The sequence below is a fragment of the Serratia ficaria genome (assembly GCF_900187015.1).
GTDB lineage: Bacteria > Pseudomonadota > Gammaproteobacteria > Enterobacterales > Enterobacteriaceae > Serratia > Serratia ficaria.
The window spans coordinates 4,481,561-4,506,445 of record NZ_LT906479.1; the positions used below are offsets into that span (position 1 = coordinate 4,481,561).

The following is a 24,885-nucleotide window of genomic DNA, read 5'->3' on the forward strand; positions in this document are numbered from 1 at the left end:
CAAATAATAATAATCACACGACAGAACAAACACAGAGGGTAATACAATGAGTGAGGTCACAACGACAGCCAATAAAAGCCCCGGACGCCTTTTTTACTGGGTCGAGCGCATCGGCAATAAAATTCCCAACCCGTTTCTGCTGTTCGTCTACTTAATCGCGGTGCTGATGCTGGCCACCGCGCTGTTCTCCTGGCTCGACATGGCGGTGAAAAACCCGGCCACCGGCGAACTGATCAAGGTGAACAACCTGATGAGCGTGGCGGGCATGCAGTGGATATTTCCCAACATCATCCATAACTTCAGCAGCTTTGCCCCGCTGGGCGCCATCCTGGCGCTGGTGATCGGCGCCGGTTTGGCGGAAAAGGTCGGGCTGCTGCAGGCGCTGATGTACAAGATGGCCTCGCGCGTCAGCGCCCGCTACGCCAGCTATATGGTGCTGTTTATCGCCTTCTTCAGCCATATTTCGTCAGACGCCGCGCTGGTGGTGATGCCGCCGCTCGGCGCGCTGATGTTTCTGGCGGTCGGCCGCCACCCGATCGCCGGGCTGCTGGCGGCCATCGCCGGGGTCGCCTCCGGCTTTACCGCCAACCTGTTGATCGTCACCACCGACGTGCTGCTGTCCGGCATCAGCACCGAGGCCACCAAGACGGTGGACGGCGCGGTTCACGTCAGCGTGATCGACAACTGGTACTTTATGGCCACCTCGGTGATCGTGCTGACCCTCGCCGGCGCACTGCTGACCGACAAGTTCATCGAGCCGCGGCTGCCGAAATGGCAGGGCGGAGCCGAGGACAAAATCGCAGCGCTGACCCCGTTGCAGAACCGCGGGCTGATGATGAGCGGCATCGCCGCGCTGGTGTTTATCGCCGTCATCGCCGCCCTGGTGGTGCCGGAGGCCGCGCCGCTGCGCGATCCGCAAACCGGCTCGGTGATCCCATCGCCGTTCATCAAGGGCATCGTGCCGATCATCATCCTGTTTTTCTTCACCGTCGCCATCACCTACGGCGTGGTCACCAGGCAGATCCGTCGGCCGGACGATATCCCCAACCACCTGATCGAACCGATGAAAAGCATGGCGGGCTTTATCGTGATGGTGTTTCCGCTGTCGCAGTTCGTGGCGTTCTTCAACTGGAGCAACATGGGCAAATTTATGGCCGTCGGCCTGACCGACATGCTGGAGGCGGCCGGCATGAGCGGCGCGCCGGCGTTTCTCGGCCTGATGTTCCTCTCCGCCTTTCTGTGCATGTTCATCGCCAGCGGCTCGGCGATCTGGTCGATTCTGGCGCCGATCTTCGTGCCGATGTTTATGCTGCTCGGCTTCCACCCGGCGTTCGCCCAGATGATCTTCCGCATCGCCGACTCCGCCGTGCTGCCGCTGGCGCCGATGTCGCCTTTCCTGCCGCTGTTTCTCGGCTTCCTGCAGCGCTACCGCAAGGATGCGCAGCTCGGCACTTACTACGTGCTGATCCTGCCCTACCCGCTGGTGTTCTTCAGCGTGTGGATTTTGCTGCTGCTGGCATGGTACGCGCTTGGCCTGCCGATCGGCCCGGGCGTATACCCGAAGATGGGCTAACGCCCCGCCAGCCCGCCATGCCCCGCAGAAAGGTTGATCTCCCTCACTTCCCACACGGCCTGACGCATTATTTCATTGCTTTGCTAAACCGGTTCTTCTATTTTAGCCACCCATCAGACATCGGTGAAAACAGGGATTAAACATGGTCAATCGCGTATGGGTGCTGGGCGACGCAGTGGTCGATCTGGTTCCAGAAAATTCAAACGGCTACCTTAAATGCCCCGGCGGCGCCCCGGCTAACGTGGCGGTCGGCATCGCCCGCCTGGGCGGCGACAGCGCCTTCATCGGCCGGGTGGGCCGGGACAGCTTCGGCGCCTTTCTGCAGCAGGTGCTGAGCGAAGAACGGGTCGACATCCGGCATATGATCCAGGATCCCGAGCATCACACCTCCACCGTGGTGGTGGATCTCGATCGGCAGGGCGAACGCTCGTTCACCTTCATGGTCACCCCCAGCGCCGACCTGTTCCTGCAGCCGGAGGATTTACCGGTCTTCAGAAGCGGCGAGTGGCTGCACCTTTGCTCCATCGCCCTGGCGCAGGAACCCAGCCGCAGCGCCGCCTTCGCGGCAATGGAAAATATCAGGGCGGCCGGCGGCTGGGTCAGCTTCGATCCGAACATTCGCGAAGACGTCTGGCGCCAGCCGGAGGCGCTGCGCCCCTGCCTGCAAAAAGCGCTGCTGCTGGCGGACGTGGTGAAGATTTCGCGCGAAGAATTGAGCTTTATCAGCAACATCGAAGAGCTGGAAAGCGCCATTCGCTGGATGATGCACCGCTATCCGTTGCGGCTGTTGCTGGTCACCCTGGGCGGTGAAGGCGTCTGCGTACACGATCGCCAGCAGCTCCGGCACTTCCGCGCCCCCTCGATCGTGCCGGTCGACACCACCGGCGCCGGCGACGCCTTTGTCGCCGGGCTGCTGGCGGCGCTGTCGCGCCTCGGCGGCCTGCCGCAGGAGGCGCAGTGGCCGGCGGTGATCGCCCAGGCGCAGGCCTGCGGCGCGCTGGCCACCACCGCTAAAGGCGCCATGACCGCGCTGCCCCGTGCCGAGCAGCTGGCCGCCTTCATTCGGTAATCGACCGACGGCGGGCCCAGCGGCTCGCCGCCCTTGCTTTTCCCCGTCAATTTGCGCGCTCGATCACAATAGCTGAATCGGGTTAGCAAACTTGATTGCCAGCCGCGGTTCAACTCCCTTATCTTTCGCCATGAAAAACCGGTTTAGCAATTTAGCAAACAATAATAACAACCCTTCCCGGATGATAGATAATCATGAAAAAACTGAGCTATTTGGCTGTAACGACAGGGCTTCTCATCTCCGCATCCGCCTCGGCGGCCTCTGGCAGCGACGGCATCGAAGCGCGCCTCAACGCGCTGGAGCAGCGGTTGGCGCAGGCCGAACGGCGGGCCGCGCAGGCGGAGACGCGCGCCACCGCGGCGGAAAGCCGGGCGCAACGGCTGGAACAACGCACGGCGAACACCGAACGCCAAACCGCGCAGGTGGCGCAGCGCGCCGCAACGCTGGAAACGCAGGCCGCGCCCGCCGGCAGCCTGAAACTCAACGGCTTCAACGATCTTAAGCTGTACGGCGACGTCGAATTCAACCTGGACGGCGCCAGCCGCAGCGGCCAGCTGACTTCGCTGAAAGGCAGCGATCACAAGGACTGGAAGCCCGGCGACAAAGAGCGCTGGGACATCAACGGCCGCATCCTGGTGGGCGTAGACGGCTACCGCCGCAATCAGGACGGCAATTTTTCCGGCTTCAGCGTGCAGCCGCTGGCGGACATGACCGGCAAAATGAACCTCGATGACGCCGCCTTCTTCTTCGGCAACGAAAAAAACTGGCAGACCAAGATCGGCCGGTTCGAAGCCTACGACATGTTCCCGCTCAATCAGGACACCTTCATCCAGTACTCCGGCAATACCGCCAACGATTTGTACGCCGACGGCTTCGGCTACATCTACATGATGAAAGAAGGACGCGGCCGCAGCAGCAGCGGCGGCAACCTGATGCTGAGCAAATACGCCGGCGATTTCTACTTCGAATTGAATACGCTGGTGGAGGACGGCACCTCGCTGTTCCAAGACAACAGCTACCACGGCAACAGCCTGGACAATAAGAAAAATGTCGCCTACCTGCGCCCGGTGATCGCCTGGAAAAAAGACCGGCTCAGCGCCGCCGTGGCGATGGAAAGCAACGTGGTCAACAACGCTTACGGCTATCGGGACAGCCAGGGGCAGTTTGTCGATCAGTCCAAGCGCAACGGCTACGGCATGACGCTGAGCTGGAACAACACCGCCGCCAATCCGGATAACGGCGTGGTGGCCAACCTGAGCACCGCCTATCTGGACGCCGCCGGCGAGCAGGATTTCACCGCCGGCATCAATGTGCTGTGGCGGCGCTTCGAGCTGGGCTATATCTATGCCCACAACAACATCAAAGAGTTCAATACCGCCGGGATCGCCGCCGACATCAACAATCCGCTCAGCGAACCGGGCAAATACGACATCCATACCGTTCATACGTCGTACCAGATACCTAACATCATGAATATGAAGAACTTCAATCTGTATCTGGGCGCCTACGTCTCGATGCTGGAAGCCAATGCGGGGAACAAAATCGCCAACGGCGACAACGATCAGCGCTACGGCGTGCGCGCCAGATTCAAGTATTTCTTCTGACGCCAATTGACGGATTTCCGCCGCAAAACAGCGCGGCGGCATTTTTTATTTATAAGGGGACAAAATGGACATAACCGCAACCGCCAACGCGCTGCTGTCGCTGCTCGGCGGCAAAGAGAACATCGCCAGCGCCGCCCACTGCGCCACGCGCCTGCGCCTGGTGCTGATGGACGACGGCAAAATGGACAAGGCGGCGATCGACAAGCTGGACGGGGTGAAAGGCTGCTTCAGCAATGCCGGGCAGATCCAGGTGATCTTCGGCACCGGGCTGGTGAACAAGGTGCATGCGGAATTCATCAAGGCGGCGGGCATCAGCGAATCCAGCAAGTCCGAAGCCGCCGACATCGCGGCGAAAAAGCTCAACCCGCTGCAGCGCATCGCCCGCCTGCTGTCGAACATCTTTGTGCCGATCATCCCGGCCATCGTCGCCTCCGGCCTGCTGATGGGCCTGCTCGGCATGGTGAAGACCTACGGCTGGGCGGACGCCAACAGCGCGCTGTTCGTGATGCTGGATATGTTCAGCTCGGCGGCGTTCATTATCCTGCCGATCCTGATAGGCTTCACCGCCGCGCGCGAGTTCGGCGGCAATCCTTATCTCGGCGCCACGCTCGGCGGCATCCTGACCCACCCGGCGCTGACCAACGCCTGGGGCGTCGCCGGCGGCTTCCACACCATGGATTTCTTTGGCCTGGAAATCGCCATGATCGGCTACCAGGGCACGGTGTTCCCGGTGCTGCTGACGGTGTGGTTTATGAGCCTGCTGGAGAAACGGCTGCGCAAGGTGATCCCCAACGCGCTGGACCTGATCCTGACGCCGTTCCTGACGGTGGTGATCTCCGGCTTTGTCGCCATGCTGTTCATCGGCCCGGCCGGCCGCGCGCTGGGCGACGGCATCTCGCTGGTGCTCAGCACCCTGATCGCCCACGCCGGCTGGTTCGCCGGGCTGTTGTTCGGCGGCCTGTACTCCGCCATCGTCATTACCGGCGTCCACCACAGCTTCCACGCCGTTGAAGCCGGGCTGCTCGGCAATCCGAACATCGGCGTCAACTTCCTGTTGCCGATCTGGTCGATGGCCAACATCGCCCAGGGCGGCGCCTGCCTGGCGGTGTACTTCAAAACCCGCGACGCCAAAATCAAGGCCATCGCGGTGCCCTCGGCTTTCTCGGCCATGCTCGGCATTACCGAGGCGGCGCTGTTCGGCATCAACCTGCGCTTCGTCAAACCCTTCCTGGCGGCGCTGGCGGGCGGCGCGCTCGGCGGCGCCTGGGTGGTGGCCAATCACGTCGGCATGAACGCCGTCGGGCTGACGGCGATCCCCGGCATGGCGATCGTGCAGGCCGGTTCGCTGTTAAGCTATATCATTGGATTGGTTATCGCCTTCGGCAGCGCCTTTGTTCTCTCGCTGCTGCTGAAATACAAAACTGAGGCGGCATGATGGACGAACTGAGCTTGATCAAACAGGCCGCCAGGGCGCTGATGAGCGGCATACCGCGGGCGCTGCGCGATCCGCACCGGCCGGCCTGGCACCTGGCGCCGAGCGTCGGCCTGCTGAACGACCCCAACGGATTTATTCAGCATGACGGCGTCTACCACCTGTTCTATCAGTGGAACCCGCTGGGTTGCGATCACCGCAACAAATGCTGGGGCCACTGGCAGTCGACCGATCTGCTGCACTGGCAGCATCAGCCTGTCGCGCTGGCGCCCGGCGCCTGCTACGACAGCCACGGCTGCTACTCCGGTTCGGCGGTGGTGGCGGACGGCAAGCTAACGCTGGTGTATACCGGCAACGTGAAATATCCCGACGGTTCGCGCACCGCCTACCAGTGCCTGGCGCAGGACAGCGGCCAGGGCGAGTTCGCCAAGCTCGGCCCGGTGCTGCCGCTGCCGGCCGGTTACAGCGGCCATGTGCGCGATCCGAAAGTCTGGCGCCACCAGGATAGCTGGTACATGGTGCTCGGCGCCCGCGATTTGCAGGATCGCGGCAAGGTATTGCTGCTGAGCTCCGCCGACCTGCGCAGCTGGCGGTTGCTGGGCGAGATCGCCGGTTCCGGGCTGAACGGCATCGGTGAGTTCGGCTACATGTGGGAATGCCCGGACCTGTTTGCGCTGGACGGTGCGCAGGTGCTGATCTGCTGCCCGCAGGGGCTGGCGAAACAGGCCGAACGTTACCTCAACGTCTATCAGGCCGGTTACCTGATCGGCGAGCTGGATTATCATCGGGCCGCCTTCAGCCACGGCGCGTTCCGGGAGCTGGACGCCGGCTTCGAATTCTATGCGCCGCAAACCGCGCTGGCGGAAGACGGCCGCCGCCTGCTGTTCGGCTGGCTGGGCGTGCCGGAGCAAGATGAGGATGCGCACCCGACGCGGCAATACGGCTGGCTCCACTGCATGACCTGCCCGCGTGAGCTGTCGCTGCGCGACGGCGAACTCTGCCAGCTGCCGGCGCGTGAGCTGCGGCGGCTGCGCGGCGCGGCGACCCGGTGGCGGGGCCGCGCCGATGACGCCCCCGCCTGCGTTCTGGACAGCGCGGAGCTGCAGCTGACGCCGCAGGGCGCCTTCAGCGCCGCCTTTGGCGAGGCGATGACGTTGCATTGGGACGGCGAGCTGCTGCGCCTGACGCGCCGCAACCTGCGCAGCGGCCAGCCGGAACACCGCTACTGGCGCGGCGAAGTCACGCATCTGCAGTTGCTGTTCGACCGTTCCAGCGTGGAGATTTTTATCAACCGCGGCGCGGCGGTAATGAGCGCGCGCTATTTCCCGGGGCCCGAGCCGCTGCTGCGCATGAGCGGTGACGGCGCTCTGGCGCTGGAACACTGGCCGCTGACGCCATGCATGCTAGAATGACGCATCCCCCGATGAACTCAGATGCCGTCAGTGAAAAAAAATAAACGCATAACCATCAGTGATATCGCCGCGCTGGCTGGGGTATCGAAATCGACCGCCAGCCTGGTGCTCAACGGCCGCAGCAAGGAATACCGGGTGTCTGACGACACCCGCGATCGCATTCTGGCGCTGGCCAATGAACACCATTATCAGCCCAGCTTCCACGCCCGCTCGCTGCGTTCCAATCGCAGCCATACGCTGGGGTTGGTGGTGCCGGAAGTCACCAACTACGGGTTTGCGGTGATTTCACGCGAGCTGGAAACCCTGTGCCGCGAGGCCGGGCTGCAGCTGCTGATCGCCTGCACCGACGAGAATCCGGCGCAGGAGATGATGGCGGTGAACAGCCTGGTGCAGCGCCAGGTCGACGGCCTGATCGTCGCCTCCAGCCAGCTCAACGATGCGGAATACCAGAAGATCAACGCCGGGCTGCCGGTGGTGCAGATGGACCGCCTGATCGCCGGTTCGTCGCTGCCGCTGGTGATCACCGACTCGCTGAGCTCGACCGCCGCGCTGGTGGAAAACGTGGCGCGCCAGCACCCGGACGAATTTTATTTTCTCGGCGGCCAGCCGCGCATTTCGCCGACCCGCGATCGCCTGGCCGGCTACCAGCTCGGCCTGGAGCGCGCCGGGGTGAACGGCAAGCCGGAGTGGATCATCAACGGCAACTACCACCCCAGCTCGGGCTACGAGATGTTCGCCCAGCTGTGCGCGCAGCTGGGGCGGCCGCCAAAGGCGCTGTTCACCGCCGCCTGCGGCCTGCTGGAAGGGGTGCTGCGCTACCTTAACCAGCATCAGCTGATGGACAGCGACATTCACCTGTGCAGCTTCGACGACCACTACCTGTTCGACTGCATGACGCTCAAGATCGACACTGTGGCGCAGGACTGCCGCGCGCTGGCTCAGCACAGCTTCGACATGGTCAGCGCCCTGATCGACGAACGGCCGCTGGAGCAGAGCGCGCTCTATCTGCCCGGCAGCATTCACTGGCGCCATGCCGGTTCGAAGGCGCTGCTGAACAGCCGCTGATCCCCGGCAATAAAAAAAGGGCGCCTGAGCGCCCTTTTCAATGCGACCGGCCCGCTATCTGGCGGCGCCTTCCATGCCCACCAGCCCCACTTTCAGGTAGCCGGCCTTGCGCAGGGTGTCCATCACGCTCATCAGCGTTTCATAGTCCACGCTCTTGTCGGCCTGGAAGAAGATGGTGGTCTCTTTATTCGCCTGGGTGCGTTGATCCAGCACCGACGTCAGCTGCTCGGCATTGACCGGCTGGTCGCCGACATACAGCTGCTTGTCGGCTTTCACCGACAGGAATACCGGCTTCTCCGGCCGCGGCTGCGGCTTGGCGGAGGAGGCCGGCAGATCGACGCGAATATCTACCGTTGCCAGCGGCGCGGCCACCATAAAGATGATCAACAGCACCAGCATGACGTCGATAAACGGCGTCACGTTGATTTCATGCAGTTCGCCGCTGTCGTCCAGATCTTCATTTAAGCGCATCGCCATAAATCACCCCACCCGCAGTTGGTGTGCGTGCTGCGAGCGTTTGGCTTCCGCCGTCGCCGCCAGGTCCAGATCGCGGCCCTGCAGCAGCATCACCTGCGCCGCCACGTCGCCAACCTGCGCGCGATGGCCGCCGATGACGCGAGCGAAGATGTTGTAGATAACCACCGCCGGGATAGCCGCAACCAGGCCCAGCGCGGTCGCCAGCAGCGCTTCCGCGATGCCGGGCGCCACCACCGCCAGGTTGGTGGTCTGCGAGTGGGCGATGCCGATAAAGCTGTTCATGATGCCCCAAACTGTGCCGAACAGGCCGACGAACGGCGAGATGGCGCCGATGGTGGCCAGGAAGCCGTTGCCGCGGCCCATGTTGCGGCTGTAGGCCGCCACGCGGCGTTCGAGGCGGAAACCGGTGCGTTCCTTGATGCCGTTGTTGTCGTTGGATCCCGCCGACAGCTCCAGCTCGTTTTGCGCGTCGTTCAGCAACACTGCGCTGATGCTCTCTTCGGCGAAGTTCTGCGCCAGTTCGGACGCCTCATCCAGCGAGCGCGCGTCGGCCAGCGCCAGCTGTTCGCGGCGCAGACGGCGCTTGGCGCGAAACAGTTCGCTGCCCTTGGAGAACAGAATGGTCCAGGTGACGATAGACGCCAGCACCAGGCCGATCATCACCGCTTTCACCACGATGTCGGCGTGCTGGTACATGCCCCAGACGGACAGATCCATGCCGCGGGTTTCCGGCGGCTGGAGGGTTGGCGCCGGGTTCGGCGGGGTGAGGTTCTCAGGCGCTGCGGCGGCGGGCGCGGAACCCGGCGCAACGCTTTCGGTAACGGCAGGATTGGCCGCCGGCGCCGCCTGTGCGCCGCCCACCAGACCCACCACCAATACCATTGAAGCGATCAGGCTGCGGCCGAACGCCTTGCCCCATTGCGCCCGGCCCTGGCCGAACGATCCTTGATTTAAATTCTTGCCAGCCGTTTTCACGCTGTGCCTCCACCCGTTACCGATCGAAATTAAGGAATAGTTCAGCGTGCGATCATATCAAACCAATCAGGGATTGATAGTGGTTCTCATTATTATTTACCAAATAACTGCCAATCCGCCAAGATCCGTCGCCCGTCGCCGCGCCGACGACGAAACCATGTTTTAATTTTGTGATGCAGTTTTATAAATTATTAAAACATTGTTTTGATAATGTGACGACCTTCATTCAATCAACACGCGGACCGATGCCGCGCCGCCATTTTATCTATGCTGAGACAACCGTTTCTGGGCGCGCCACGGCTTCCACATCTCCTCTGGCACCAAGCCAAGGGCGCACGACAATCCTTCACCCGCAGGAGTTACCCAAATGAAAATAAAACGGCCGTTGCTCGCACTCTCGCTGGCCTGTTCCACGCTGATGGCTTCCACCGCCGCGCTGGGGCAGGTGATTAAGGTGGCGGAGGTGCAGCCCGCCGGCTACCCCACGGTGGTCGCGTTGCAGCATATGGGCGATAAGCTGAAGCAGGCCACCGACGGCCGGCTGGAGATCAAGGTTTTTGCCGGCGGCGTGCTGGGGGATGAGGACCAAACGCTGCAGCAGGTGCAAATTGGCGCCATCGACATGATCCGCGTCTCTCTGGCGCCGGTGACCACCATTGCGCCGGAAACCGGCGTGCTGACCCTGCCCTATATCTTCCGCGACGAGCAGCATATGCATAAGGTGCTGGACGGCGACATCGGCCAGGAAATCGCCGCGCGCCTGACCGCCGATCCCAAGGCGCGCATGGTGTTCCTCGGCTGGACCGACGCCGGGGTGCGCAACATGATCACCAAGCGGCCGATCAACAAGCCGGAAGATTTGCAAGGCATAAAGATCCGGGTGCAAAACAGCGCGATCTCGCTGGCGACCCTGAAAGCCATGGGGGCCAATCCGGTGGCGATGGGGGTCAGCGAAGTGTTCAGCGGCATGCAGACCGGCGTGGTGGACGGCACCGAAAACAACCCGCCAACCTTCGTCGCTCATAATTATCTGCCGGTCGCCAAGTACTACACCCTGACCGGCCACTTTATCCAACCGGAAATGATGCTGTTCTCCAAAGCCCGCTGGGACAAGCTCTCCGCCGCCGATCAACAGCTGCTGCTGAAGTTGGGCAAAGAGGCGCAGGCCGAAGAGCGCACGCTGTGGGCCAGCTACAACCAGCAGTCGCTGGACAAGATGAAAACCAGCGGCGTGCACTTCCAGCCTATCGATCGCAATGACTTTATTCAGGCCACCCAGCCGGTGCGCGAACAATACGGCAAGGGCCATGAGGACCTGCTTAAACGCATCGCCGCCGTGGAGTAAACGGCCCTTTGCGCGGCGGCGCCTTTCACCGCTGCGCGACACAGCATCAGGTAAACGCTTATGTCACGCCTCTATTCTGGAACCATGGACTTGCTGTATCTGCTCTCCATGCTGATCGCCGGCCTGGCGTTGCTGATCATGGTGATCATCATCCCGATCGGCATTTTTGCCCGCTATGCGTTGAACAGCGCCCTCTCCTGGCCGGAGCCGGTGGCGATTATTTGCATGGTGATTTTTACCTTTATCGGCGCTTCGGTGGGGCTGCGCGCCGGCGCGCATATCTGCGTGTCGATGGTGACGGATCGCTTGCCGCCGGGCGGGCAGCGGCTGTTTCGCTTACTCAGCGATCTGCTGATGTGCGCCACCTGCCTGCTGATTTTCTTCGCCAGCTACAGCCTGTGCCGCGACATGTGGCAACAGCCGTTAGCCTCGCTGCCGGCGGTGACCTATGGGGAAACCTACCTGCCCATTCCGATCGGCGCCGTCATCACCCTGCTGTTTGTCATCGAGCGGATGGTGTGGGGCGAACAGACCCACCGTCCGCTGGTGATGCTCGGCAACACCCACTAACCGGAGCCGCACCATGGACGCATTGATTTTGATCGGCAGCATGCTGCTGTTGCTGATGCTGGGTTTCCCCGTGGCCTTCGCCGTCGGACTGAGCGCCTTCATCGGCGCCTGGTGGATCGACCTGCCGCTGGAGGCGGTGATCATCCAGGTCACCAACGGCATCAACAAGTTTTCGCTGCTGACCATTCCCTTCTTCATCCTGGCCGGCGCCATTATGGCCGAAGGCGGCATCGCCCGGCGGCTGGTCAACTTCGCCTATATCTTCGTCGGTTTTATCCGCGGCGGGCTGTCGCTGGTCAATATCGTCGCCTCCACCTTTTTCGGCGCCATTTCCGGCTCCTCCATCGCCGATACCGCCTCCATCGGTTCGGTCATGATCCCGGAGATGGAGGAAAAGGGCTACCCGCGCGATTTCTCCGCGGCGGTGACCGCCAGCGGCTCGGTACAGGCGATATTGACGCCGCCCAGCCATAACTCGGTGATTTACTCGCTGGCGACCGGCGGTACGGTGACCATCTCCTCGATGTTTATCGCCGGCATCTTTCCGGGGCTGCTGCTCGGGCTGTGCCTGATCGTGCTGTGCATCGGCTTCGCCCACCAACGCCATTACCCGAAAGGCGAACGGGTGCCCTTTCGTCAGGCGCTGAAAATTTTCGTTAACGCGTTCTGGGGCCTGTTCACTATTTTCATTATCCTCGGCGGCATTTTGTCCGGCGTCTTCACCGCCGCAGAATCCGCCGCCATCGCCTGTTTGTGGGCGTTCTTCGTCACCATGTTCATCTATCGCGATTTTAAATGGAGCCAGCTGCACATCCTGCTGTTTCGCACCATCAAGACCGTCACCATCGTGATGGTGCTGATCGCCTTTGCCGCCGGCTTCGGCGCCGTAATGACCTTTATGCAGCTGCCGCAGATCATCACCGACTTCTTCACCGGCATTTCCGACAACAAGTACGTCATTTTGATGTGCATCAACGTGCTGCTGTTGCTGATCGGCACCCTGATGGACATGGCGCCGATCATTCTGATCCTGACGCCGGTGCTGCTGCCGGTCGTCACGTCGCTGGGGATAGATCCGGTGCATTTCGGCATGATCATGCTGATCAACCTGGGCATCGGATTGATCACCCCGCCGGTCGGCTCGGTGCTGTTCGTCGCCAGCGCGGTCAGCAAACAGAAGATCGAGCAAGTGGTGAGGGCGATGGTGCCGTTTTACTGCCTGCTGGTGCTGGTGCTGATGCTGATCACCTACATCCCGGCCATTTCGCTGTGGCTGCCGAAGGTGACCGGCGTATACGGCTGACGCGCGGTCGATATCGCCCCGGTGCCGACAAACGGGCTTTTTTATCGCCGTGCGGCAGAAGGATGGCGCGAAGAAAGGCGCTGTGGCAGATAATTATAGCCGTTTCTGTATCTGGAGGTTAAAACGTCTGGATGGCTATAAGCCGTCATGCTAACGTAAGGGCTATCGCAAACGGGCAGTGCAGAGCAACCAGAGGTGAGCCAGGTACCATGACGTCAAAAAACATCGAAACCACGCTGATCGGCGCCGGCCGCGGCAAACGCTACACCCAGGGCTCCGTCAACCCCGTGACCCAACGCGCTTCTTCGCTGGTGTTTGAATCCGTGGCGGCCAAAAAGCACGCCACCGCCCAGCGCGCCCACGGCGAGCTGTTCTATGGCCGCCGCGGCACCCTGACCCACTTCGCCCTGCAGGACGCGATGGTCGAGCTGGAGGGCGGCGCCGGCTGCGTGCTTTATCCGTGCGGCGCGGCGGCGGTATCCAACGCCATCCTGTCGTTCGTCGGCGCCGGCGACCACCTGCTGATGACCGGCTCGGTTTATGAACCGACCCAGGACTTCTGCAGCCATATTCTCGGCCGCATGAACGTGACCACCACCTATTTCGATCCGCTGATCGGCGCCGGCATCGCCGAGCTGATCCAGCCCAACACCCGGGTGGTGTTCCTCGAGTCTCCCGGCTCGATCACCATGGAAGTGCAGGATATTCCCGCCATGGTGCAGGCCATCCGCGCCGTGGCCCCCGAGGTGGTTATCATGATCGACAACACCTGGGCGGCGGGGGTGCTGTTCAAGGCGCTGGACTTTGATATCGACATTTCCATCCAGGCCGGCACCAAATACATTATCGGCCATTCCGATTACATGCTCGGCACCGCGGTCGCCAATCGGCGCTGCTGGGAGCAACTGCGCGAATATTCCTATCTGATGGGGCAAATGGTGGACGCGGATACCGCCTATATGGCGAGCCGCGGCCTGCGCACGCTGGGGGTGCGGCTGAAGCAGCATGAGCGCGGCAGCCTCGAGGTCGCCAACTGGCTGGCTACCCGGCCGGAGGTGGCGGTGATCAATCACCCGGCGCTGCCCGGCTGCAAAGGCCATGAGTTCTATCGCCGCGACTTCAGCGGCTGCAACGGCCTGTTCTCCTTCGTGCTGAAAGAGCGGCTGAACGAGGCGCAGCTGGCCGACTATCTGGACAACTTCAGCCACTTCAGCATGGCCTATTCCTGGGGCGGCTACGAGTCGCTGATCCTCGCCAATCAGCCGGAAGAGCTGGAGGCGATCCGCCCGGCGGGCGGCGTCGATTTCTCCGGCACCCTGGTGCGCCTGCATATCGGCCTGGAAAACGTCGAGGATCTGATCGCCGATTTGGCGGCCGGTTTCGACCGCATCGCCAACGCGCGCTGACGCCGGGTTCGCTAATTTTATTCGTCTCGTTTAATGTCGGCTTAAGCTATTAGCGGTACACTAGCCCGGTAACTGTCAGATACGGTAACTTCCGCATCCTGGAGAACCTGACCCCGGGCGCAACCGGCATGCAACAGGACATAAAATGGATGTATTACGAGAGATTGTTCATGCGCTTTGGCAGCAGGACTTCATTGCCCTCGCCGATCCCAGCGTGATTTGGGTGGTTTATGCGGTGCTTTTCACCACCCTGTTTTTGGAAAACGGACTGCTGCCAGCCTCGTTCCTGCCCGGCGACAGCCTGCTGCTGCTGTCCGGCGCGCTGATCGCCAAAGGCGTGATGGGCTTTGCCCCCACCCTGCTCATTCTGACCGCCGCCGCCGGCCTCGGCTGCTGGCTGAGCTACCTGCAGGGCCGCTGGCTGGGCCACACCGGCCTGGTCAAAGGCTGGCTGCTGCAGCTGCCCGCACAATACCACCAACGCGCGCACAACCTGTTCAACCGCCACGGGCTGATGGCGCTGGTGATCGGCCGGTTCCTCGGCTTCGTCCGCACCCTGCTGCCGACCATGGCCGGCATCTCCGGCCTGAACAGCACCCGCTTCCAGCTGTTTAACTGGCTGAGCGCGGTGGTGTGGGTCAGCGCGCTGGTTGGCCTGGGCTATGCCTTCAGCCAGATCCCTCTGGTGAAACGCTACGAGAGCCAGGTCATGACCGGATTGATGATCCTGCCGCTGCTGCTGCTGTTTATCGGCCTGCTGGGCGCCATGTTGGTTATCTGGCGTAAAAAGCGCGCCGCCTCGTCCTGAGTCCCTGCGCTACAGCGCTTTTTCGACCAACGCCAGGCTGGGGGGCAGCTTGCTCACCAGCGTATCCACCGCCAGCCGCACCTTCAGCGGCAGGTGGGGCGTCTGCGGCCACACCGCATGCGCCTCGAAAGACGCCCCCGGCCGATCGCGCATCAGCCGCACCAGTTCTCCTTTCAACAACCGGTCGCGCACCAGCCAGCACGGCAGCCAGGCGATGCCGAACCCCGCCGCCGCCGCGTCGGCTATCGCCTGCAGGTCATCCATTTGCAGCCGCTTGTTCGGCATCACCTCCCGCACCTTGCCGTCGGCCTCCAGGATCGACCACTGGCGCACCGCCCCGGCGCGCATGTAGGTCACCGCATCGTGCCGGGCCAGCTGTTCGAGGCTGTGGGGCTCGCCGCAGCTCCGCAGATAATCCGGCGAGGCGCACAGCGTCATGCGGTGATCGCCGATGCGCCGCGCCACCAGCCCGCCGTTGCTGGCCAACGCCCCGTTGCGGATCGCCAGATCGAAACCGTCTTCAATCAAATCCACGATGCGATCGCTGAACGACAGCTCCAGCTCCAGCCCCGGATGTTCGCGCGTCAGTTCGGTCAGCAGCGGCGCGATGCACATGCGGCCAAACAGCACCGGCATCGAGACCCGCAACCGGCCGCCGACCTGCTGCTTGCCCGATTCCAGCAGCGTCTCCGCGGTGCGTATCTCCTCCAGCGCCCGCAGGCAGCGTTCGTAAAACAATGCGCCGTCGTCGGTCAGGCTCTGGCTGCGGGTGGTGCGGTGGAACAGACGCACGCCCAACCGCTGTTCCAGCCGGGCGATGGTTTTCCCCACCGCCGAGCGCGACAGGTGCAGCCGGCCGGCGGCCAGCGCAAAGCTGCCCGCCTCCACCGCGGTGACGAATACCGAAATGCCGTTCAATCGGTCGGTCATGGTTTGTAGCCCTTAAAGAAACAATCTTGAGAAATCTTATCGCCACTGGCGAACTGGAATCAACGATAATATCGACGGGTCTGTTAACCGCCAATTTTGGAGTCAAACATGGCCGAAACTATGCAACGCTGGACAATGGACGCCCTGGGGCGTGAACACCTGCAGCTGACCGCCAGCGCCATCCCGCAGCCTGGGCCGCACGAGGTCAGGGTTAAAGTGAAGGCGGTGGCGCTCAACTACCGCGATAAGCTGGTGATCGAAACCGGCATGGGGCTGACGCTGCCGCAGCCTTTCACTCCCGCCTCCGATATGGCCGGCGAAATCGATGCGATCGGCGCCGGCGTTAGCCGTTTCCTGCCCGGCGATCGGGTCATTTCAACCTTCAGCCCCGGCTGGATAGACGGGCGGCAAAAACCCTACGGCGATGCGCGCACGCCGCCCTACCGCACCCTGGGCGGCTTCTATCAGGGCATGCTGGCGGAATACGTGGTGGTGCATGAAGACTGGCTGGCGGCGGCGCCGAACTCGCTGGACGAGGTACAGGCCAGCACCCTGCCGTGCGCCGGGCTGACCGCCTGGTTCGCCCTGGTGGAACAGGGGCGGCTGAGCGCCGGCGACTCGGTGTTGGTGCAGGGCACCGGCGGCGTGGCGCTGTTTGCGTTGCAGATAGCCAAGGCGCAGGGCGCTGAGGTGTTCGTGACCTCCGGCAGCGATGAAAAGCTGGCGCGCGCCAAAGCGCTGGGCGCCGATCACGGCATTAATCGCCTGAATGGCGACTGGGTGGAAGCCGTGTATCGACTGACGCAGGATCGCGGCATCGACCATGTGATCGACACCGTCGGCGGCCCCAATCTCGGCCACTCGGTGCGCGCCGTGGCGGTGCATGGCCGCATCTCGGTGATCGGCGCGCTGGAGGGCTTCGAAGTTTCCGCCCCCGCCGGGCCGCTGCTGCTGAAATCGCCGATCATTCAGGGCATTGGCGTCGGCCACCGCCGCGCGCTGGAGGATCTGGTGCGCGCGGTGGACGTCATCGGGCTGCAGCCGATCATCGATCGGGTTTACCGCTTCGACCAGCTGCAGCAGGCGCTCGATCATCTCGACCGCGGGGCGTTCGGCAAGATTGTCCTGACCCCCTGAGGGATTAGCCTTCCAGCAGCAGCGGGTTGGCGTCGCGCAGCCGGGCAATCTCATCGCTCGGCGTCACGCCGAAGAAGCGTTTGAATTCGCGGCTGAACTGCGACGCGCTCTCGTAGCCGACGCGGATCGCCGCGGTGCTGGCCTTGAGGCCGTCGTGCACCATCAGCAAACGCGCCTTGTGCAGGCGGTAGGATTTTACGTACTGCAGCGGCGAGGTGTTGGTCACCGCCTTGAAGTTATGATGAAACGCCGACACGCTCATGTTGACCTCGTTGGCCAGCTGTTCGACGTTGAGGCTGTCGGCGTACTGGTTTTCTATCCGCCGCAGCGCTTTGGCTATCTGGCTGAAATGGGTATGGCGATTGACCAATTCCTGCAGCGACGCGCCGCAGGCGCCGCGCAGCACATGGTAGAGCATTTCACGCACGATCTGCGGCCCCAGCACCCGCGCGTCGAGCGGCTTGGCCATCACGTCCAGCAGGCGTTCGGTGGCGCACAGCAGCTCTTCCGTCAGCTCGGCCAGGTTCACCCCGTTGCTGTCCGCCCGCGGTTTCATCAGGTAATCGTCGTCGCCGATGTCGATCAGCAGGTCCTGCAGCATCTGGGTATCGATGTTCACCGCCAACCCCACCAGCGGCAGTTCCGGGCTGGCGAAAGTCTCGCATTCAAACGGCAACGGCACCGTCATCAGCAGGTAGTTGCGCGGATCGTACTGAAACACCCGATCGCCGCAGTAACCGACCTTATGCCCCTGGAAAATAATCACGATCCCCGGTTCGTACATCACCGGCTGCCGCTGGCAGTGATGGTCGACGTACAGGATCTTCACCCGCGGCACCGGCGAAGGCGCATAGCCGTTACCGCTGGCAAAGCGCATCGCCTGGCGCGCCATGCGGCTGCGCGGTTCATCGATTTCAATCACGGAAACACCCTCTTACAGTCAGAACGATTCGGCATAAATAATAATTTAAATACCTCCATTTCTACAGACACTTGTAGAAATAGGCAAGACACCGACAGGAATGAGCATTGTGAGTTCGGCCTAAGTTACTGACAATACACTCCAGTTATTTTTGCGCCGCCGGCGCAGCCCTGACACCGAGAGAGAAACCGATCATGCAAAACTTTATTCTGCATACCCCAACCAAAATCCTGTTCGGCAAGGATCAGATTGCCGAAGTCGCCCAACAGATCCCGGCGGATGCGCGCATTCTGATTACCTACGGCGGCGGCAGCGTGAAGAAAAACGGCGTGCTGGACCAGGTGTACCGCGCGCTGGCCGGGCGCAATGTGCAGGAGTTCTCCGGCATCGAACCGAACCCGACCTTCGAAACGCTGATGAAGGCGGTCGAGGTGGTGCGGGCGGAAAATATCGATTTCCTGCTGGCGGTCGGCGGCGGGTCGGTGGTTGACGGCACCAAGTTCATCGCCGCCGCCGCGCGCTACACCGCAGACGCCGATGCCTGGCATATCCTGAAAACCGTTGGCGGCCAGATCGTCGACGCGGTGCCGATGGGCTGCGTGCTGACGCTGCCGGCCACCGGCTCCGAGTCCAACAGCGGCGCGGTGATCACCCGCAAGAGCAGCGGCGACAAGCAGCATTTCTTCTCCCCGCACGTGCAGCCGCTGTTTGCGGTGCTGGATCCGGTGGTGACCTACTCGCTGCCGCCGCGCCAGATCGCCAACGGCGTGGTCGACGCCTTCGTGCACACGCTGGAGCAGTATCTGACCTACCCGGTCGACGCCAAGGTGCAGGACCGCTTCGCCGAAGGCCTGCTGCTGACGCTGCTGGAAGACGGCCCGCGCGCGCTGGCCGAGCCGGAGAACTACGGGGTGCGCGCCAACGTGATGTGGAGCGCCACCATGGCGTTGAACGGCCTGATCGGCGCCGGCGTGCCGCAGGACTGGGCGACCCACATGTTGGGGCATGAGCTGACCGCCATGCACGATCTGGATCATGCGCAGACGCTGGCGATCGTGCTGCCGGCGCTGTTGAACGAGAAAAAAGCGCAGAAACGCGAAAAGCTGCTGCAGTACGCCGACCGCGTCTGGGGCCTGCGCGACGGCGGCGAAGAGAGCCGCATCGACGGCGCGATCGCCGCCACCCGCGCGTTCTTCGAGCAAATGGGCGTGCCGACCCGCATGGCCGATTATCAGCTCGATGGCAGCAGCATTCCGGCGCTGCTCGACAAGCTGCATCAGCACGGCATGACCGCGCTGGGCGAACGTCAGGACATCACCCTGGAAGTAAGCCAACGCATTTATGAAGCGGCGCGTTAATCGCAAACCGGCGATTTCCTGCTAGGCTTTAGTTTCTGCTTACCGTTTCTGCATCCTGCGTCCGGCCGATCACCGGGCGCAGTTCGGCGCTTTATCTGCGCTGCCGATCGAACCGCAAAACATCATCTGGTTAATCAATGCATGGGAGGCGCCGTCTGGACTCTCTCTCCCGCGACCGCGGAACTCGGGTTAGCAAACTCAGCAACCGCGCGGTTTGCCAACTAGAATTTATCTATAGCCGTTTCGGTGCCAGTAGCACCGGCAATCAGTTCACAAGGAGATGCGCATGACAACGCAACAACCCATCATCAAACTCCACGATGGTAATCTGATGCCGCAGTTGGGTCTCGGCGTTTGGCAGGCGAGTATTGAAGAGACCACCCGTGCGGTGACCAAGGCGCTGGAAGTGGGTTACCGCTCCATCGATACCGCCGCCATCTACAAAAACGAGGAAGGGGTCGGCGCCGCGCTGCAGTCCACCGCGATCCCGCGCGACGAGCTGTTCGTCACCACCAAGCTGTGGAACGACGATCAGGGCGATCCGCAGGCGGCGCTGGAAAGCAGCCTGGAAAAGCTGAAGCTGGATTACGTCGATCTGTATCTGATCCACTGGCCAAGACCGCAGCAGGATCAATACGTCGACGCCTGGCGAGCGCTGATCAAACTGCGCGAGCAAGGGTTGGTCAAAAGCATCGGGGTGTGCAATTTCCATACCCCGCACCTGCAGCGCCTGCTGGATGAAACCAACGTCGCGCCGGTGATCAACCAGATCGAGCTGCATCCGCTGCTGCAGCAGCGCCAGCTGCGGGCCTGGAACGCCACCCATCACATCGCCACCGAGTCCTGGAGCCCGCTGGCGCAGGGCGGCGAAGGGGTCTTCGATCAGGAAGTGATCAAGGAACTGGCGGAAAAATACGAGAAAACCCCGGCGCAGATCGTGGTGCGCTGGCACCTGGACAGCGGTCTGATCGTGATCCCGAAATCGGTCACGCCGTCGCGTATCCGCGAAAACTTCGAGGTGTTTGATTTCAAACTGGATAAGGACGAACTGGGCGAGATCGCCAAACTGGACGTCGGCAATCGTCTGGGGCCGGATCCGGATTCGCTGTAAGGCCCCGCGCCCTCTCCCGCCGGGAGAGGGCCATTTCATGCTCCGCTACAGACGCTCGCCGTTGCTGGCGATCACCCGCTGATACCAGCCGAAGCTCTGCTTTTTCCTGCGCGCCAGATTATTGGCGTGATCGACGTACACGAAACCGTACTGTTTCTGATAACCGTTGAGCCAGGACAGCAAATCGATAAACGACCACGGATAATAGCCGCGCACGTCGGCGCCCTGCTCGATAGCCGCGCCGATCGCCTGAATGTGATCGCGCAAATAATCGATGCGCGGTTGATCGCGCACTTCGCCATCGACGATCGGATCCTTGGCGCCCAGCCCGTTCTCGGTGATGTAAATGGGGATATTGCCGTAACGTTTGACGATGCGGCCGATGGCGTCGGTCAGCCCCTGCGGATAAATCTCCCAATCCCAGTCGGTGTAAACGCCGTGCGGATTGCGCACCAGTTTGAACAGCCCCTTGAAGCCCAGCTCGCGCCCGCTGCCCTTCTGCCCGCTGGTATTGATGGCGTAACCGTTCACATCGTCGTTATGCGCCACCATCTCGCGCTTGTAGTAGTTCAGTCCGATAAAATCGACGATGTTGTCCTTCAGCAGCGCCTCGTCCCCCGGCGCGAACTGCGGCACGCCGAACGCCTGCTGCGCCATCGCCAGCAGCTCCGCCGGATACTCGCCCTTCAGCACCGGATCGTACAGCCAGTGGGTGAAGATCCCCTCGGCTATCTCGCAGGCGCGGCGATCCTGCGGCGAATCGCTGATCGGATCGTGCGGCTGCATCACGTTGACGAAGCCGATCTGCCCGCGGATCCCCATTTCGCGGAAGCTCTTTACCGCGCGGGCGTTGGCCAGGAAGACATGATGGCAGGCCTGAATGCCCTGTTGCGGATCCGTCAGGCTCGGCGGGTGCGCGCCGGTAAAGTAGCCCATGCCGATGAACACCACGGTTTCATTGAAGGTCGACCAGAGATCGACCCGATCGCCGAAGCGCTGATAGCACAGGCGCGCATATTCGTCGAAGGCCTCGACTATCTCGCGCGATCCCCAGCCGCCGAACGCTTCCTGCAACGCCTGCGGCAGATCCCAGTGATACAGGGTGATCATCGGCCTGATGTTGTGCTTCAGCAGCTCGTCGATCAGGCCGCTGTAAAAAGCGATCCCGGCCTCGTTCACTTCCCCGCGCCCCTGCGGCAGCACCCGCGGCCAGGAGATGGAAAAGCGGTAGGTCTGCATGCCCAGCTCCGCCATCAGCGCCACGTCTTCTTTGAAGCGATGATAATGGTCGACCGCCACGTCGCCGTTGGTGCCCTGATAGGTGGTGCCGGGCAGGTGCGAGAACAGGTCCCAGTTGGACAGCCCCTTGCCGTCGGCGTCGTGCGCGCCCTCGACCTGGTAAGCCGCGGTCGCCGCCCCCCAGAGAAAATCTTTCGGAAATACGCTCATTGGCTCTGCACCCCATTTTGCTCCAGCAATCGATAAATTCTCACCAGTTCCTCCACCAGGTCGCGCGCCAGCATGGCGTTCATGATGTGGTCCTGCGCGTGCACCATAATCAGGTTCACCGGCAGCTTGCCCTCGCCTTCGTCAAAGCCGATCAGCTCGGTTTGGGTGGCGTGCGCGCGCTTCGAGGCCCGTTGCGATTCCGCCAGCAGAATGTCCACCTGCTCCCACTGGTATTTTCGCGCCGCGTACAGCGCCTGCATGGCGCAGCTGCGCGCCTCGCCGGCGTTGATGATCAGCTCCATCACCGCCGATTCCATATCCATCATTCGGTTGCTCCTTCGGTTGGCGTGACGTCTTCCGTCTCGCCGGTTTCCTGCGCCAGCAGCTGCTGTTCGTACACTTTGAAGAACGGGTAGTAGATCAGCGCCGATACCGCGGCCAACACCAGCACCAGGATCGCCGCGCGGAAATCCCAGCCGGTGGCCCAGGCGGCGCCGATCGGCGCAGGCGCGGTCCAGGGCACCACCGAGATCACCTTGCCGATCAGATCCAGCTTCACCGCCGCATAGGCGATGATCGAATTGACGATCGGCGCGGTGATAAAGGGAATGAAGAAGGTCGGGTTCATCACGATCGGCGTGCCGAAGATCACCGGTTCGTTGATGTTGAAGCAGCTGGGCACCAGGCTCAGCTTGCCGATCGAACGCAGGTGCGCCGAGCGGCTGCGCAGGTACAGCAGCACCAGCCCGAAGGTGGCGCCCGAGCCGCCGATGACGATGAAGAAGGTCCAGAACGCCTCCATAAAGATGTGCGGCAGCGTTTGCCCGGCGGCCAGCGCCTCCTGATTGATGCCCAGGTTGGTCAGCCAGAACGCCTGCAGCATGCCGGAAACGATCACCGCGCCGTGAATGCCGGCAAACCACAGCAGGTGGCCGATCAGCACCGCCAGCAGGATCGCCGGCAGCGAGTCGGCGGCGGAGATCAGCGGCTGAAACAGCGCCATGATCGCCTGCGGCAGCAGCAGCGCGAATTGATGCTGCACCAGCAGGCTGAGCGGATACAGCGTGATCACCACCGCCAGGATCGGGATCAGCAGGTCAAACGACTGCTTGATCTTGGCCGGCACCTGCTCGGGCAGCGAGATGCCGATGTTGCGCACCTTGAGGAAACGGATCAGTTCGGTGGTGTAGACAGCCACCAGAATGGCGGTGAAGATCCCGACGCCGCCGAGCGCGGCGGTCGGCAACACCTTCTCCGTCTGCGGCGCGGCGACCAGCAGAAAGGACATCAGCGCCAGCATCGCCGCCATAAATGGCTCGAGCTTATAACTCTGCGCCAGATTATAGGCAATGGCGGCGGTAATATAGATCGACATTATCCCCATGGTCATATTAAACGGAGTAAGGATCGCGACCTGATGTTTTTCCGCCGCCCCCAGCCACCATTGCGCTATTCTCCAGCCGCTGTCGGCGGAAAAAGGCGGGTAGGCGAATACCAGCAAGAATGACCCGACAATCATAAATGGCATGGCGGAAATAAAACCGTCGCGGATCGCCATAATATGCCGTTGGGTGGATAACCTGCCGGCTATCGGGCTGATGCGGTTTTCAATAAAGCTGAATGCGGCCTGGCTGATACTCATGGTTCAACCCCCGGGACGTTCTGAGTAAACGGGCGTTAGGCAGTTCGCCCCGGCCTGCGGCCAGGCGCGGCGGCTGCGAAAGAAATTAATGCTGCGCGATCATCGCCAGGGCTTCGGCAAGAATTTTGTCGCCGCGCATCATGCCGTAATCCATGCTGTCAATTACCGCGATGGGTTTATTTTCCCGATCGGCGATGGCTTTAAAGTCCGCCAACTTATATTTAATTTGCGGCCCCAGCAGGCAACATTGGTAATTGGCCAGCGTGGTTTCAAACTCTTCGATGCCGACGGCGATAATATCCACCTCGATCCCCTGCTGTTCGGCAGACTTTTTCATTTTATTCACTACCATGCTGGTCGACATGCCGGCGGCACAGCAAAGAAATATCTTTTTCATCCGATCTCCTGTGGCCAATTGATGCAAATGATTAAGTTGAGAAATGAGTATGATGGCAAAAATGAAAAAACAGCAACCGGTTTCAGTAACCGGTTACAGAGTTTGAATGGGTTCTGTGAGGAAGATCCAGAATCGTTATTGTCGGCAAATTCATTCTGCGAAAAGGGCCGACACCGCTGCTTTTTTTACTAAAGATCTTTGTGCCCGCTGACGCTATGATGATGGCATCCAAGACCCTAACCGCCGGTTAACTCAGTCAAAAATAGACGCACGGAGCACCATGAAATTTTCCCTATCACAGTGGTCACGCCTGGGCATGCTTTGCGCCATGCTGGTATTGGCCGGTTGCGCCGGCAAGAAGCAGCGCGTCAGCTACGATCCCCATGCCTACGACGAGGCGATCGAAGACGCCGCCGATGAATATGATATCGACGCCAGGCTCATCACCGCGATGATCAAGGTGGAATCCGGCTTTAACCCATCCGCGGTGAGCCAGTCTAACGCTATCGGTTTAATGCAGCTGAAAGCCGATACCGCCGGCTGTGACGCCTATCGCTACAAAGGGAAACGCGGCTGTCCGGACGAGGACGATCTGCTGGATCCCGATACCAATATCGATCTCGGCGCCGCCTATCTGGCCGTATTGCAAAAACAGCAGCTTAAAGGGATCGACGATCCCGTCACTCTGCGTTACGCCACCATCATCGCCTACGTGAACGGCACCGGTGCGCTGCTGCGGACATTCTCCAGCAATCGTCAGCAAGCCATTTCGATAATTAACACCCTGTCGCCGGACGCCTTCAACTGGCACGTGCGCAAATATCATCCCGCGCCGCAGGCGCCACGCCATCTGATGAAAGTGGAAACCGCCTACGAGCAATTGTGATCCGGCGAAACAAA

The 24,885-nt window shown here is 61.7% G+C and carries 23 protein-coding genes; 15 read left to right on the forward strand and 8 right to left on the reverse strand.

The window, feature by feature from the left end; translation table 11 throughout:
• The first annotated feature begins 46 nt into the window (after nt 1–46).
• From abgT to CKW09_RS21030, 6 genes are all read left to right on the forward strand, one after another.
• Nucleotides 47–1,573 (forward strand): p-aminobenzoyl-glutamate transporter, encoded by a 1,527-nt coding sequence (gene abgT, locus CKW09_RS21005; RefSeq protein WP_061797289.1) that lies wholly within the window; start codon nt 47–49, stop codon nt 1,571–1,573.
• Between the two features lie 142 nt (nt 1,574–1,715).
• Entirely contained in the window at nt 1,716–2,642 is a 927-nt protein-coding gene (locus tag CKW09_RS21010; RefSeq protein ID WP_061797288.1) for an aminoimidazole riboside kinase, read from the forward strand.
• A gap of 194 nt (nt 2,643–2,836) precedes the next feature.
• Nucleotides 2,837–4,246: a carbohydrate porin gene (locus tag CKW09_RS21015; protein WP_061797287.1), complete on the forward strand. Its 1,410-nt coding sequence runs from the start codon at nt 2,837–2,839 to the stop codon at nt 4,244–4,246.
• A 64-nt stretch (nt 4,247–4,310) separates the two neighbouring features.
• The gene (locus tag CKW09_RS21020) at nt 4,311–5,681 is read left to right on the forward strand and encodes a sucrose-specific PTS transporter subunit IIBC (RefSeq protein ID WP_061797285.1); all 1,371 of its coding nucleotides are present in this window, start codon (nt 4,311–4,313) and stop codon (nt 5,679–5,681) included.
• The gene (locus tag CKW09_RS21025) at nt 5,681–7,090 is read left to right on the forward strand and encodes a sucrose-6-phosphate hydrolase (RefSeq protein WP_095100287.1); all 1,410 of its coding nucleotides are present in this window, start codon (nt 5,681–5,683) and stop codon (nt 7,088–7,090) included. The genes CKW09_RS21020 and CKW09_RS21025 overlap by 1 nt, the downstream gene beginning before the upstream one ends.
• 21 nt (nt 7,091–7,111) lie before the next feature.
• Entirely contained in the window at nt 7,112–8,155 is a 1,044-nt protein-coding gene (locus CKW09_RS21030) for a LacI family DNA-binding transcriptional regulator (protein WP_061797283.1), read from the forward strand.
• A 54-nt stretch (nt 8,156–8,209) separates the two neighbouring features.
• On the opposite strand, the gene exbD is transcribed toward CKW09_RS21030, so the two are convergent.
• Both exbD and exbB read right to left on the reverse strand, forming a co-directional pair.
• Entirely contained in the window at nt 8,210–8,632 is a 423-nt protein-coding gene (gene exbD / locus CKW09_RS21035) for a TonB system transport protein ExbD (RefSeq protein WP_061797282.1), read from the reverse strand.
• Nucleotides 8,633–8,635: 3 nt separating this feature from the next.
• The gene (exbB, locus tag CKW09_RS21040) at nt 8,636–9,607 is read right to left on the reverse strand and encodes a tol-pal system-associated acyl-CoA thioesterase (RefSeq protein WP_095099258.1); all 972 of its coding nucleotides are present in this window, start codon (nt 9,605–9,607) and stop codon (nt 8,636–8,638) included.
• A gap of 367 nt (nt 9,608–9,974) precedes the next feature.
• Here exbB and CKW09_RS21045 point away from each other — a divergent pair, with 367 nt between their 5' ends.
• The 5 genes from CKW09_RS21045 (at nt 9,975) to CKW09_RS21065 (ending at nt 15,039) form a co-directional block, all read left to right on the forward strand.
• Nucleotides 9,975–10,952: a TRAP transporter substrate-binding protein gene (locus tag CKW09_RS21045; protein WP_095099261.1), complete on the forward strand. Its 978-nt coding sequence runs from the start codon at nt 9,975–9,977 to the stop codon at nt 10,950–10,952.
• A 60-nt stretch (nt 10,953–11,012) separates the two neighbouring features.
• Entirely contained in the window at nt 11,013–11,522 is a 510-nt protein-coding gene (locus CKW09_RS21050; protein ID WP_095099263.1) for a TRAP transporter small permease, read from the forward strand.
• 13 nt (nt 11,523–11,535) lie between these two features.
• Nucleotides 11,536–12,825, forward strand: coding sequence for a TRAP transporter large permease (locus CKW09_RS21055; RefSeq protein ID WP_095099266.1), 1,290 nt, complete (start codon nt 11,536–11,538; stop codon nt 12,823–12,825).
• Between the two features lie 209 nt (nt 12,826–13,034).
• Complete coding sequence (gene metC, locus CKW09_RS21060) at nt 13,035–14,231, forward strand: cystathionine beta-lyase (RefSeq protein WP_061797272.1); 1,197 nt, start codon at nt 13,035–13,037, stop codon at nt 14,229–14,231.
• Between the two features lie 145 nt (nt 14,232–14,376).
• Nucleotides 14,377–15,039, forward strand: a complete 663-nt coding sequence (locus CKW09_RS21065; RefSeq protein WP_061797269.1) for a DedA family protein — start codon at nt 14,377–14,379, stop codon at nt 15,037–15,039.
• Nucleotides 15,040–15,048: 9 nt separating this feature from the next.
• On the opposite strand, the gene CKW09_RS21070 is transcribed toward CKW09_RS21065, so the two are convergent.
• On the reverse strand, nt 15,049–15,969 hold the full coding sequence (locus CKW09_RS21070) for a LysR family transcriptional regulator (protein ID WP_095099269.1): 921 nt from the start codon (nt 15,967–15,969) through the stop codon (nt 15,049–15,051).
• Nucleotides 15,970–16,077: 108 nt separating this feature from the next.
• On the opposite strand from CKW09_RS21070, the gene CKW09_RS21075 reads away from it, so the two are divergent.
• Complete coding sequence (locus CKW09_RS21075) at nt 16,078–17,106, forward strand: zinc-dependent alcohol dehydrogenase family protein (RefSeq protein ID WP_095099272.1); 1,029 nt, start codon at nt 16,078–16,080, stop codon at nt 17,104–17,106.
• A gap of 4 nt (nt 17,107–17,110) precedes the next feature.
• Here the strand turns inward: CKW09_RS21075 and CKW09_RS21080 are convergent, their stop codons facing one another.
• On the reverse strand, nt 17,111–17,998 hold the full coding sequence (locus CKW09_RS21080; protein WP_231922187.1) for an AraC family transcriptional regulator: 888 nt from the start codon (nt 17,996–17,998) through the stop codon (nt 17,111–17,113).
• Nucleotides 17,999–18,222: 224 nt separating this feature from the next.
• On the opposite strand from CKW09_RS21080, the gene yqhD reads away from it, so the two are divergent.
• Nucleotides 18,223–19,386, forward strand: a complete 1,164-nt coding sequence (yqhD, locus tag CKW09_RS21085; RefSeq protein WP_095099278.1) for an alcohol dehydrogenase — start codon at nt 18,223–18,225, stop codon at nt 19,384–19,386.
• Between the two features lie 286 nt (nt 19,387–19,672).
• Entirely contained in the window at nt 19,673–20,497 is an 825-nt protein-coding gene (gene dkgA / locus CKW09_RS21090; protein ID WP_061797263.1) for a 2,5-didehydrogluconate reductase DkgA, read from the forward strand.
• 45 nt (nt 20,498–20,542) lie between these two features.
• Here the strand turns inward: dkgA and CKW09_RS21095 are convergent, their stop codons facing one another.
• From CKW09_RS21095 to CKW09_RS21110, 4 genes are all read right to left on the reverse strand, one after another.
• Complete coding sequence (locus CKW09_RS21095; RefSeq protein WP_061797262.1) at nt 20,543–21,946, reverse strand: GH1 family beta-glucosidase; 1,404 nt, start codon at nt 21,944–21,946, stop codon at nt 20,543–20,545.
• Nucleotides 21,943–22,272, reverse strand: coding sequence for a PTS lactose/cellobiose transporter subunit IIA (locus tag CKW09_RS21100; RefSeq protein WP_061797260.1), 330 nt, complete (start codon nt 22,270–22,272; stop codon nt 21,943–21,945). Before CKW09_RS21100 ends, CKW09_RS21095 begins: the two co-directional genes overlap by 4 nt.
• Nucleotides 22,269–23,588: a PTS sugar transporter subunit IIC gene (locus CKW09_RS21105; RefSeq protein WP_061797259.1), complete on the reverse strand. Its 1,320-nt coding sequence runs from the start codon at nt 23,586–23,588 to the stop codon at nt 22,269–22,271. The genes CKW09_RS21100 and CKW09_RS21105 overlap by 4 nt, the downstream gene beginning before the upstream one ends.
• An 85-nt stretch (nt 23,589–23,673) precedes the next feature.
• Complete coding sequence (locus CKW09_RS21110) at nt 23,674–23,985, reverse strand: PTS sugar transporter subunit IIB (RefSeq protein ID WP_061797258.1); 312 nt, start codon at nt 23,983–23,985, stop codon at nt 23,674–23,676.
• A gap of 280 nt (nt 23,986–24,265) precedes the next feature.
• Between CKW09_RS21110 and CKW09_RS21115 the strand changes: the two genes are divergently transcribed.
• A complete protein-coding gene (locus CKW09_RS21115) occupies nt 24,266–24,871 on the forward strand; it encodes a transglycosylase SLT domain-containing protein (RefSeq protein ID WP_061797257.1) in 606 nt (201 codons plus the stop codon).
• Nucleotides 24,872–24,885 lie beyond the last annotated feature (14 nt).

Bases quoted from the DNA above. Each gene is read 5' to 3' on its own strand.
- abgT (WP_061797289.1), top strand. From the start codon at position 47: ATGAGTGAGGTCACAACGACAGCCAATAAAAGCCCCGGACGCCTTTTT.
- CKW09_RS21010 (WP_061797288.1), top strand. From the start codon at position 1,716: ATGGTCAATCGCGTATGGGTGCTGGGCGACGCAGTGGTCGATCTGGTT.
- CKW09_RS21015 (WP_061797287.1), top strand. From the start codon at position 2,837: ATGAAAAAACTGAGCTATTTGGCTGTAACGACAGGGCTTCTCATCTCC.
- CKW09_RS21020 (WP_061797285.1), top strand. From the start codon at position 4,311: ATGGACATAACCGCAACCGCCAACGCGCTGCTGTCGCTGCTCGGCGGC.
- CKW09_RS21025 (WP_095100287.1), top strand. From the start codon at position 5,681: ATGGACGAACTGAGCTTGATCAAACAGGCCGCCAGGGCGCTGATGAGC.
- CKW09_RS21030 (WP_061797283.1), top strand. From the start codon at position 7,112: ATGCCGTCAGTGAAAAAAAATAAACGCATAACCATCAGTGATATCGCC.
- exbD (WP_061797282.1), bottom strand. From the start codon at position 8,632: ATGGCGATGCGCTTAAATGAAGATCTGGACGACAGCGGCGAACTGCAT.
- CKW09_RS21045 (WP_095099261.1), top strand. From the start codon at position 9,975: ATGAAAATAAAACGGCCGTTGCTCGCACTCTCGCTGGCCTGTTCCACG.
- CKW09_RS21050 (WP_095099263.1), top strand. From the start codon at position 11,013: ATGTCACGCCTCTATTCTGGAACCATGGACTTGCTGTATCTGCTCTCC.
- CKW09_RS21055 (WP_095099266.1), top strand. From the start codon at position 11,536: ATGGACGCATTGATTTTGATCGGCAGCATGCTGCTGTTGCTGATGCTG.
- metC (WP_061797272.1), top strand. From the start codon at position 13,035: ATGACGTCAAAAAACATCGAAACCACGCTGATCGGCGCCGGCCGCGGC.
- CKW09_RS21065 (WP_061797269.1), top strand. From the start codon at position 14,377: ATGGATGTATTACGAGAGATTGTTCATGCGCTTTGGCAGCAGGACTTC.
- CKW09_RS21070 (WP_095099269.1), bottom strand. From the start codon at position 15,969: ATGACCGACCGATTGAACGGCATTTCGGTATTCGTCACCGCGGTGGAG.
- CKW09_RS21075 (WP_095099272.1), top strand. From the start codon at position 16,078: ATGGCCGAAACTATGCAACGCTGGACAATGGACGCCCTGGGGCGTGAA.
- CKW09_RS21080 (WP_231922187.1), bottom strand. From the start codon at position 17,998: ATGGCGCGCCAGGCGATGCGCTTTGCCAGCGGTAACGGCTATGCGCCT.
- yqhD (WP_095099278.1), top strand. From the start codon at position 18,223: ATGCAAAACTTTATTCTGCATACCCCAACCAAAATCCTGTTCGGCAAG.
- dkgA (WP_061797263.1), top strand. From the start codon at position 19,673: ATGACAACGCAACAACCCATCATCAAACTCCACGATGGTAATCTGATG.
- CKW09_RS21095 (WP_061797262.1), bottom strand. From the start codon at position 21,946: ATGAGCGTATTTCCGAAAGATTTTCTCTGGGGGGCGGCGACCGCGGCT.
- CKW09_RS21100 (WP_061797260.1), bottom strand. From the start codon at position 22,272: ATGATGGATATGGAATCGGCGGTGATGGAGCTGATCATCAACGCCGGC.
- CKW09_RS21105 (WP_061797259.1), bottom strand. From the start codon at position 23,588: ATGAGTATCAGCCAGGCCGCATTCAGCTTTATTGAAAACCGCATCAGC.
- CKW09_RS21110 (WP_061797258.1), bottom strand. From the start codon at position 23,985: ATGAAAAAGATATTTCTTTGCTGTGCCGCCGGCATGTCGACCAGCATG.
- CKW09_RS21115 (WP_061797257.1), top strand. From the start codon at position 24,266: ATGAAATTTTCCCTATCACAGTGGTCACGCCTGGGCATGCTTTGCGCC.